Here is a 10338-nt window from a genome sequence, read left to right as displayed (position 1 = left end):
GTATAGGTGGTGGTCAATGAAAAGTAAACGTTTTTGGTTAATTCTGTAATGTTTTATTATGTTTTGTATTGTTTTATTGAAAAAATTTATTTTTATTTATACTTTTATGTAAGAAATTTATTGATAATTGATGGTGGACAATTGTCAATTGAGGTTAAAATCCTTGCAGGATTTTTTGGGGTTACAATTTAGTTTTATTCATAATTCAATATTTTTGAGGAAGTTTCAATAATATGGTAGACAACTTATCTCTGAATGCCTACAATATAATTAAATATTTTAATATGGGGTGGAGTTTATGGAACTTATTAAAGGGCAGAAGATTAAACTTAATCAGATTATTACAGATATGAAGATTACAATGTCATGCAATGTAGGGATAGATCCTGGAAGTGAAATTGACATGTGTTGCATTGGTGTAGATGAAAATGAAATTTTAAGTGATGACAGATATTTTGTATTTTACAATGTTTTGAGCTCACCTGAAGGCGCCATAGTAAAAGAAGAGGGAAGCAATACTTTTCATGTAGATTTAAACAAGATTCCTGAAAATATAAAAAAGATAGTATTATGTGTTTCTATTGATGGAAATGCAACTATGAAAGATATTAAAAATGGAGAATTGAAATTTATAAACAATAATAATACTGTAGCAGAATTTAAAGTTGAAAGTGAAAAATACAGCACCGAAAAATCTATTATATTATGTGAAGTTTATTTAAAAGATGGAATATGGAGACTTGCAATCATAGCTAGTGGATTTAATGGTGGAATAGGAGACATATTAAGAAATTATGGAGGAGAAGAGGCTGAAGAAGAAGAAAATATAAGTACTAATGCTGATACAGGTATTTCTGATAATAGTATAAAAGAAAATATTGATACAGAAAATGGTTCTGATATTAAAAATAATTCTGAAACTCAGTCTGAAAATAAAGTATATCTTGAAAAGAAGAGAAACATTGAAAAAATAGTGCTTGAAAAAGCACCTCATTTAATTGACCTTACAAAGAAAGTTACAATAACATTAGAAAAGAAGAAAATAGAGAATATAACTGCAAGTGTTGTGGTGGTATTAGATCGTTCAGGGTCTATGAACAGGCAATATAAAAGAGGTGATTTGCAAAGAGCAATGGATAAACTTCTTCCAATAGCACTCATGTTTGATGATGACAAGGAACTTGATACATGGACATTTGCAGATTCAGCAAAACATTTATCACCTATTACTCTTGATAATATAAAAGATTACATAAAAAATGAGCAGGGTGGATGGAAGTTCTGGCGTGTTGGAGGATGCAATAATGAAGTATCAGTAATGAAGGAGCTTGTAAAAATATATAAGAAAAGCAGACTTCCAGTATATATAATTTTTATAAGTGATGGAGGCATATATAAAAAGGGACCTATTAAAAAAATGCTCATAGAAAGCTCCAATTATCCTATGTTCTGGCAGTTTTTAGGTCTTGGAGGAAATAATTATGGGATCTTAGAAGAACTTGATACAATGAAGGAAAGAACTGTGGATAATGCAAACTTCTTTTCAATAGATAATATAGATTCTATGTCAGATGAGCAGCTTTATGATAAACTTCTAAATGAATTTCCAATATGGCTTAAGGAAGCAAAATCAAAAGGAATTGTTTGAGTTTAAGATATATATTCCAATGGACAATTGACAATGGACAATTTGGAAGATACAAGGAGAAAATTCTATTATTTATAAGTGGACAATGACGGATAAAATTTTAGCAGAGATTTGTTTAATTCTTATTGGAATATATATTACAATTATGAAATATACTTAGCTGAGGAATTTTTATATTGGCATAAATACAAAAATCCAACTCGACATATAGTATATCTTAAATCAATATAGACACTATATCTTAAAATAAATTATATAAAATTACAATTATGAAATAGCCACAATTAAATATATTTATGAGAAAATGAAAAACAGATTTAGAATTAATTAAAGTGTTAATTGTACTTAAAAAATATCTGTTTTTTATTTTTTTGCGTAAAAAAACTATAAATTTAAAAAAATTTATATCCCAATTCAAAGGCAAAGAAAAATGCTTTTAAAAATGCAGATAAGAAGTATGATATATTACAAAATACTCCGATTCAAAATAAAAAACTAGGACTAATAAATTATGTTTACAAAATGATTTAAAAAGTATATGTATTTGTGTTTGCCAAAGAATTTACAAAATAAGGCGAAAGCTGTAATTAAGCCGAATACCATAATAAAAAACACAAAAAAATTAAGCATATTTAGAAGAAAAATAAGCTGAAAATTAAGAGATAGAAATCCTCTGAAATGCTGATAATGAAAGGCTTTATCAATTATTTTAAGATAAAAATTGACTTGAAAATTACCAATCATGTTGATATAATGTAGTAAAATGTAGCATAAGGAATTATTTTGTATATTATGTAAAAAATATTTCCTTATATGAAGATTTTTTAATAAAGCCAAAGGAGTGTTTATATATGAAGAATATTTTAAAAAATGAAAAAGCATTATTATTTGTAGGAGGACTTTTAACAGGTACTCTAGGAGTTAAAGCATTAAAAAGCAAAACTGCCAAGAAATTATGTGTCAACACTTTAGCTAATGGTATGAAATTACAACAAGATGCACAGACATTATTCCAATCAATGAAGGAAGATGCAGAAGATGTATGCTACGAAGCTTCTGAAGCAGCTAAAAATAAAGCTGAATAAGGACAAGCTAATAGCGATAAATTATAGATGAGGAAACAATAAGAGTCTATAAGGGGTTTCAAAAGCATATAATTATGTTTTTGAAACCTTATTAGCATTGAAAACTAACTTTGAAAGGATGTCAAAAGAGATATGGAATATAAAGTAGTTCACAATATGCCAGGAAGAATAAGAGTAAGATGTGGACAATATGCCTTTTCTCTTAAAGAAAGTTGCAAAATAGAATATGTCTTAAAAAAACTTTCTTATATTAAAGAAGTTAAGGCAAGTCATCTTACAGGAAGCATATTAGTATTTTATGAAAATGATAATGAAAAAAATGTATTGGATGCAGTTTCTAATATAGAATTATCACAGCTTCCAGAAATTTCAGAACAGGATAATTCAAAAGAAATAGATGTTAATTTTCAAAATACATTATTGAGTATGGTTGGAAGAAGATTTTTGACAAAATTATTAATTCCAATGCCTATACGTAAAATAATGGTAATATGGAAATCATTAAAATTCTTTAAGAAGGGAATAGGAAGCTTATTAAATGCAGATATAAATGTTGATGTTCTTGATGCAGCTTCAATAGCAGCAGCAATGTCTCAGAAACAGTATAATACTGCAAGTTCAATAATGTTCCTTTTAAGTATTTCAGAACTTCTTGAAGATTATACAAGGAAAAAGACAAAGAGCCAGTTAAAAAACAGTCTTGAAATAAATATTGAAAATGTATGGCTTGCAAATAATGATGAAGAAATACTTGTACCAATGTCACAGATAGTTGTTGGAGACAAGATTACTGTACATACAGGAAATATGATTCCAGTTGACGGTGTAATAACTAAAGGTGAAGCAATGATAAATCAGTCTACAATGACAGGAGAACCTTTAGCTGTTAAAAAAGAAATTGAGGATGTTGTTTATGCAGGAACTGTAGTTGAAGAAGGTACAGTAACCATAGAAGTAAAAGCATTAGGTTCAGAAAGCAGAATAAGCAAGATTGTTGAACTTATAGACAATTCAGAAGAACTTAAAGCAAATATACAGGGAAAAGCTGAAAAACTTGCAGACAGTATTGTGCCATTCAGTCTTTTAGGAGCAGCAGCTACATATCTTATTACAAGAAATGTAACAAAAGCCCTTGCAATACTTCTTGTAGATTATTCATGTGCAATAAAATTATCAACACCTATATCAGTAATATCAGCAATGAGAGAAGCTTCAAATTATAAAGCAATGATAAAAGGTGGAAAATATCTTGAAGCATTAAGTGCAGCTGACACTATTGTATTTGATAAAACAGGTACACTTACAGTTGCATCTCCAGAAGTTGAAAAAGTAATTCCATTTGATGATTTTGAAAGGGATTATGTATTAAAGACTGCAGCATGTCTTGAAGAACATTTCCCACATAGTGTGGCAAGAGCAATTGTGAAAAAAGCAGAAGAAGAAGAACTTCAGCATAAAGAAGAACATGCAGAAGTTGAATATGTTGTTGCTCATGGAATTGCTTCACATATAGGAAGAAGAAAAGTCATTGTAGGAAGTTCGCATTTTGTATTTGAAGATGAAGGCGTAAAATTATTAAATAGACATAAGGAAATTATAGAAAAGGAAGGAAAAGGATATTCTATAATATACCTTGCAGTTGGTAAGAAACCAGCAGGATTTATATGTATAAAGGATCCAGTAAGAGAAGAAGCTGCTGAAGCAATAAAGAATTTAAAGAATTCTGGAATAAACAATGTAATAATGCTTACTGGTGATGGTGAAGAAACAGCTGAAAAAGTAAGCAGAGAATTAGGTATAGACAAGTACTATGCACAAGTTCTTCCAGAAGATAAAGCTGGTATTATTGAAAAACTTAAAGAAGATGGACATACTGTAATAATGGTTGGGGATGGAGTAAATGATTCACCAGCACTTGCAACTGCAAATGTATCAATTGCCATGAAAGATGGTTCTGATATTGCAAAAGAAGTTGCAGATATAACACTTATGGTATCTGACCTTAACAGAATAGTATTATTAAGAAATCTTAGTCAAAATCTTATGAAAAAGATAAATAAAAATTACAGAAATATTGTGGGAATAAATACTTCACTTCTTTTATTGGGATTATTTGGAGTTATTCAGCCTACAACATCTGCACTTCTTCATAATGTATCCACTATGATTATAAGTGCAGCAAGCATGAGACCTTGTCTTGAAACAAAAGCATAAGTTAAAGATAGGAAATGCGCAATTGTAATTGAAGCTGAAATCTCTGCAAGATTTTCTTGATATTTATATATATGTTCCAATAACAGAGCTGCATAATAATTAAAGAAATATTGAAAATATTTCACCATTCATTGTCAATTGTCCATTGTACATTGTTAATTGGAATATATATAAATGGAATAAAAATTAATCTTACATTTCATATAGAAAATAAAAGATGAAGTTCTTGCAGGATTTCTTTGATATTTTTGTATGCACTAGATAAATTAATATGAGGATTTTTCAGAGTTAGTATAAAAATCAAAATCCAATTAATATATAGTGGAACGTGAACAAATATATATGTTATATATTAACTTGAATTGTACAAAGTCATAATTTTGAAATATCCACATATAAAAATAAAGCATAAAAAATAAACAGACTGATATGTTACAAAAAAATATCAGTCTGTTTTTTATAATTGAGTAAAAACTATTTATATAGTCTTTAAAACAATAGAGGCATATTAATGTTTAAAATATCCATGAATTTCTCATTTATAAAAGGCTGTGATAATACATTTTCACAAGTATTTTTAAAACAGTCTCTGCTCATGGAAATTTCTTCTTCGATAAATTCATCACAATCCCAGCCTATTGTATCCATGACAAAATCATAGATTTCTTCTGATGAATTGAAAATTTTTATAAATAATTTTTTATCACAATCACAATCCCATTGTAGATTGAATTTATCGCAAAAATTTAATAATTCTTTTAATATGGTGTCTTCATCAGCACCCCAAAGAGCATCTAAAAATTCATAAGATTCTTCAAAAAGTTTAACCTTCTTTGAATCTGTAACATTACTGCTCATTATTTCATGAACTACATTATGAAATTCATCCATTGGAATACAAAATTCATCATAATGAGTATCAAACCAGGTGAAAAAACCTGTAGATAAAAATATATTTTGAATAAATCCTAGCAGAGAGTATGTAGAGGGATAAGCTGAAAAACTATGTTCAAGAATATTCTTTTCAGAATTTAAAAATCCAGCATAAATTATTTTTGACTCAGAAGTAAGCTTTGTTTTATTATTAAAACAGCCTTCATGTCCAGTATTAAAATCATAAAATGAATTTTCCCAATAATTAAAATCTCTATATATGAATTTATTTCTAATAGTTAAATTGCCAGGTTTCATGTACAACCATACCTTTCCATAAATAAAACTTATGTAAAGAGTATAGCATAGTGTAGAAAATAAGTAAATGAAAATAAATATCAATTAAAAAATATTTTCAATTAAAAATTAATTACTATCTAGATGATTTTTTCAAAAGCAATACGTTTAGCACCATCATCAAGATAAATTATTCCACAATATTTATACTGGTTTCTTTTCAAAAGATTCTGCATAGGAATATTTTCTTCATGAGTATCTATACGTATGCTGTGGATATTATTTTCTAAGCAAATATTTTCGGCATATTCTAATATCTTATGGGAAAGTCCACATCTTTTTATTATGGACTTTAGCCTTTTGAGCAAATGCAAAACATAAAACTGCCAGCTATGTGGATGGTTATGAGTTGTATCTTTCAGTGGCAATAGTAAAAAGAAAAATTTTAAAAAGTTAATGATAATGACTATCATTAACGTGAAAAATATGTTATTATTATACAGGAGATATTAAAAAGGAGAATAATTTTCAATTGGAATTATTATTCATATCCAAATAAGAGGAGCAGGAATGGTAAATGATTGAACTGTAAAAATATATGTATTGCATTTAATAAGCTTTATAAAAATGCGAATTTAACTAAAAACGCAATTTATGTCCAGCGGGCTTTATTAAATATGTATATAGTAGTCTCAGTATATTGCTGGTTCAACCTCCAAATTATAATGCCGAGAATTTTTTGGAATTTCGAAGTCATTGTCAGCCGTCAACATTGAACTGTAATATACGCCTGCTTCTAAAAAATTGATATATTACATGCTGGTCAATTATTAACTTTCAGCCGTCATGGCCAGCTGTAATATATTCTAATTAATAATGGACAATGAAGGATGAAATCTTTTAAGATTTCTTTAATTCTATAGGAAATTATATTTTCGAACAATCTGTGGATAACTTTTGAAGGGGGCAGAAACACACAGTCTGCGAAGCAGATTTTTTTATTACTAAGTAGTCTCATTGTTTAAAAAAATATATATGATTTTTAAAACTTAATTATAAGGAGAGAAGTTGTTATGGAAATTACACATGCAGGCATTTCTGAAAATATATTGATTCCATTATGGGCCAGGGCAAAGGAAACTATGTATGGAAATTCTATTCTTCAAGATGAAAAAGCTATTGAAATCATGAAACATATAAAATATGATTTTTCAAAGTTTGATAAGTTATGGATTACTCAGATTGATCTTGCAGTAATGACCAGGATTCTCGATGATAAAGCAGAGAAATTTATAAGTGAATATCCAGACTGTATTGTTATAAATGTTGGATGTGGTCTTGATACCAGATTTGAAAGGATTGATAATGGATCTGTTACATGGTATGACCTGGATAAACCTGAGACAATTGCTCTTAGAAGAGAGTTTTTTAAGGAAAATGAAAGATATAACATGATTTCAAAATCTGTATTAGATGAATCATGGATTAATTATATAAAAGAAAAAGATAGAAAAGTATTAATTATTGGAGAAGGAATTTTTATAGATTTTTCAGAAACTGAACTTGAAAGCATACTTAAGATGCTTCATAAAAATTTTAGCCAGTGTGAATGTCTTTTTGAAATACCTCCATTTTTGAAAAAAGAATTAGAATCTTATGGAGCATTAAAAAAATCTGAAAATTGTGATCAGAATAATATTCAAATGAAAAACACAGATTTTTATGGAAAATATGCAGAGGTAATTGAAGAATATACATTTTCTGATTTCTATAATAATAATGGAAACAAGAAAATACTTAATAAAATTCCTTATATAAAAAATAACTGCAAGGATAAAATTGTACATATAAAAGTTAATTAAATTAGGGACATATAGAAGTAACATTTTTGAGGTGGAAAAATGACTTATTTAGATAATAAGTATTATAAAAATATTATAGAAAAGAAGATATGTAAAAACGAATGCACAGAATATATCTTTAATCCTAGGCAGGGAAAGGGAGCTTTAAAGAATTATAAAGTGATGCCTGGGGTAGAATTGTCATATATAGAATTTGAAAATGGCAAAGCCATGAAAAATATGATGGAGACAGATAGGGAATGTATAGAAATTACATATTGCGTTAAAGGAAAGATTGAAGTCAAATTTGAAAATGAAAAATATGCTTTCATGTCTGAAGGGGACATATGTTTATTTGGCTATAAAGCAAAAGCAGAAGAATGTAATTTTATTTCAAAAGAATTTAATGGAATAAAGATAATGATATTTCTAGATGAATTCATACCTGCATTAAATTCAATTCTTGAAACAGGCGAATTTAATAAAGAAACATTCTTTAGAAGAGTTTTTGATTCAGACAGATGTATAATAAGTCATGGAAATACAAGCCTTAATCATATTTTTAAGGAATTATATGTTCTCCCTGATGAACATAAAAAATATCTAATGAAAATTAAAATTATTGAACTTATATTATATCTTATTTCTGGAACTGATTATAAAGAAAGTGAGACAGTGTACTTTTCAAAGGAAACTGTAGAAAAAATAAAGCAGGCCAGAAATATCATCATTGAAAATGTAGACAAGTTTGTTACAATAAAGCAGCTTTCTGAAATTACAAAAATAAATACTACAGATCTTGAAAAAGGCTTTAAAAGTCTTTATGGAACTACGATTTTTGCATACAGCAGGATGATTAAAATGGCAAAGGCTAAAGAACTTATTCAGGAAAAGAAATATTCTATGCTGGAAGTGTCCCTTGCTGTTGGATATTCAAATGGCGGAAAGTTTGCAAGAGCATTTAGAGAGACTTTTGGAATGCTTCCTACTCAGTATAGAAAGGAAGTAGTATAAGGGGTATATGTATCTTTCTTTAAACTATGGGTGATAAAAGGTTTTCTAAAAAAGTTTATATGTAATAGTGTATCTTTCTTTTAGATGGAATTAATTAAAAAAATGTTTAGAATAAAATAAAGGCTATTGTATCTATATTGGTACGATAACCTTTATTTTTGTACAGGAAAGTATAGAATTTTTAAAAAATAAAATCTAGCAATATCAATGCATTAATAGGTAGAAAGCTGTAAAATGACATCAATCAAGTGGGCATGGCAAAGCCACTTTGTTTTTTATGTGATTTACTGGATAACTGGCATTTCCTATGCAAACATAAGATGGCAAAGCTACTTTGTTTTTTATGTGAAAAAGTAATTGGTTATATTGACATAAGTCTAGTTTTTATATTGGTTTTATTAAAGACAAGATAAGAGTTTATATTCATAAAGAGCTTATCCAATACATATCTTTTCTTTTTAAATGCATAAGAGTAAGATACATTGTTTTCTTTTGCATAAGATTTAAGTGTTTCATTTTTGTAAAATATGTGATTTATAAGGGAGAGCTCCTCCTGAGTAAGGCAGTTTATAGCATATTTTAAGCAGTCACAATCATATTGGCTGCATAATATGTCTTCAATTTCAGGAGAATCATCTTTAAAGGTATCTTCTATAAAACTATCTATTGTAAGAGTATAAGAACCAGAGATTTTATTGTTTTTTATGCTGTTTCTGATTAAATCATTAATGCTGTTTTTAATGCCATTAGTAGCATAAGCAACAAATCTGTGGTTTTCTAATTTATATAATGAAATGCATTTTAATAAGATTCTATAACATTCATTCACTATGTCTTCAAATTCATATCCATGTATGAAGGTTCTTTTTGAAATGTTTATTATGAAAGGCCTGAACTCTTCAAGGAGTTTTTCTTTAGATTTCATATCTCCATTTTTAGATAATCGAACTAAGTTTTCAACATGATTGTAATTCATTAAAACCTCCAGGATTTTTTATTATAGAAAAAGTCTCTACATTAATTATATATGTAAAATAAGAAGATTTTTTTGAATGTTTATTACAATTGACATTTTAAGTAATTTAGTTTTGTATAAATTAAGTTAATACTAAATTAAGTCAGGACATTAAGATTTTCCCCACTTGTGGGGAAAATGAATTTGTAATATTTCTATTTATAAAGTGTAGATTTGATGAATTAATCTAAATAAAAAATAATTTTTAAAGATTAAATATTGCTACAAAATATGTTACATTATATATGAAAAGTATGTACAAATTATAAATATAAAAAGCAGCTAAATTATCAAGCTGCCTTTAAAATTGAGGTTATTTGAAAATTATGTTTATAAATATATTTGTAAAAT

At 27.7% G+C, this 10338-nt stretch carries 8 protein-coding genes; 5 read left to right on the top strand and 3 right to left on the bottom strand.

Translation table 11 applies throughout. From position 1 onward, the window contains the following. The first annotated feature begins 298 nt into the window (after nt 1–298). From Q0F58_RS14755 to Q0F58_RS14745, 3 genes are all read left to right on the top strand, one after another. Nucleotides 299–1648 carry a VWA domain-containing protein gene (locus Q0F58_RS14755; RefSeq protein WP_294378136.1) on the top strand — a complete coding sequence of 450 codons (1350 nt, stop codon included), beginning with the start codon at nt 299–301 and terminating at the stop codon, nt 1646–1648. An 851-nt stretch (nt 1649–2499) separates the two neighbouring features. Continuing rightward, nucleotides 2500–2733 (top strand): DUF6110 family protein, encoded by a 234-nt coding sequence (locus Q0F58_RS14750; RefSeq protein WP_294378132.1) that lies wholly within the window; start codon nt 2500–2502, stop codon nt 2731–2733. Between the two features lie 132 nt (nt 2734–2865). Next, the gene (locus tag Q0F58_RS14745; RefSeq protein ID WP_294378129.1) at nt 2866–4947 is read left to right on the top strand and encodes a heavy metal translocating P-type ATPase; all 2082 of its coding nucleotides are present in this window, start codon (nt 2866–2868) and stop codon (nt 4945–4947) included. A gap of 489 nt (nt 4948–5436) precedes the next feature. Here the strand turns inward: Q0F58_RS14745 and Q0F58_RS14740 are convergent, their stop codons facing one another. Together Q0F58_RS14740 and Q0F58_RS14735 are read right to left on the bottom strand one after the other, a co-directional pair. After that, entirely contained in the window at nt 5437–6138 is a 702-nt protein-coding gene (locus Q0F58_RS14740; protein ID WP_294378127.1) for a hypothetical protein, read from the bottom strand. Nucleotides 6139–6257: 119 nt separating this feature from the next. Further along, entirely contained in the window at nt 6258–6485 is a 228-nt protein-coding gene (locus Q0F58_RS14735; RefSeq protein WP_294378124.1) for a hypothetical protein, read from the bottom strand. A 705-nt stretch (nt 6486–7190) separates the two neighbouring features. On the opposite strand from Q0F58_RS14735, the gene Q0F58_RS14730 reads away from it, so the two are divergent. Together Q0F58_RS14730 and Q0F58_RS14725 are read left to right on the top strand one after the other, a co-directional pair. Then, nucleotides 7191–7979, top strand: a complete 789-nt coding sequence (locus tag Q0F58_RS14730) for a class I SAM-dependent methyltransferase (protein ID WP_294378122.1) — start codon at nt 7191–7193, stop codon at nt 7977–7979. Between the two features lie 39 nt (nt 7980–8018). After that, entirely contained in the window at nt 8019–8972 is a 954-nt protein-coding gene (locus tag Q0F58_RS14725) for an AraC family transcriptional regulator (RefSeq protein WP_294378119.1), read from the top strand. A 361-nt stretch (nt 8973–9333) separates the two neighbouring features. On the opposite strand, the gene Q0F58_RS14720 is transcribed toward Q0F58_RS14725, so the two are convergent. Then, on the bottom strand, nt 9334–9948 hold the full coding sequence (locus Q0F58_RS14720) for a sigma-70 family RNA polymerase sigma factor (RefSeq protein ID WP_294378116.1): 615 nt from the start codon (nt 9946–9948) through the stop codon (nt 9334–9336). Nucleotides 9949–10338 lie beyond the last annotated feature (390 nt).

Origin of the sequence: uncultured Clostridium sp. (genome assembly GCF_934754915.1) — a bacterium.
Classification (GTDB): domain Bacteria; phylum Bacillota; class Clostridia; order Clostridiales; family Clostridiaceae; genus Clostridium.
The sequence above is the reverse complement of the archived record's forward strand: the minus strand, read 5'-3'. Positions and strand labels throughout refer to the sequence as shown.

Coding starts and splice junctions, on each gene's coding strand:
- Q0F58_RS14755 (WP_294378136.1), top strand. CDS start 299: ATGGAACTTATTAAAGGGCAGAAGATTAAACTTAATCAGATTATTACA.
- Q0F58_RS14750 (WP_294378132.1), top strand. CDS start 2,500: ATGAAGAATATTTTAAAAAATGAAAAAGCATTATTATTTGTAGGAGGA.
- Q0F58_RS14745 (WP_294378129.1), top strand. CDS start 2,866: ATGGAATATAAAGTAGTTCACAATATGCCAGGAAGAATAAGAGTAAGA.
- Q0F58_RS14740 (WP_294378127.1), bottom strand. CDS start 6,138: ATGAAACCTGGCAATTTAACTATTAGAAATAAATTCATATATAGAGAT.
- Q0F58_RS14730 (WP_294378122.1), top strand. CDS start 7,191: ATGGAAATTACACATGCAGGCATTTCTGAAAATATATTGATTCCATTA.
- Q0F58_RS14725 (WP_294378119.1), top strand. CDS start 8,019: ATGACTTATTTAGATAATAAGTATTATAAAAATATTATAGAAAAGAAG.
- Q0F58_RS14720 (WP_294378116.1), bottom strand. CDS start 9,948: ATGAATTACAATCATGTTGAAAACTTAGTTCGATTATCTAAAAATGGA.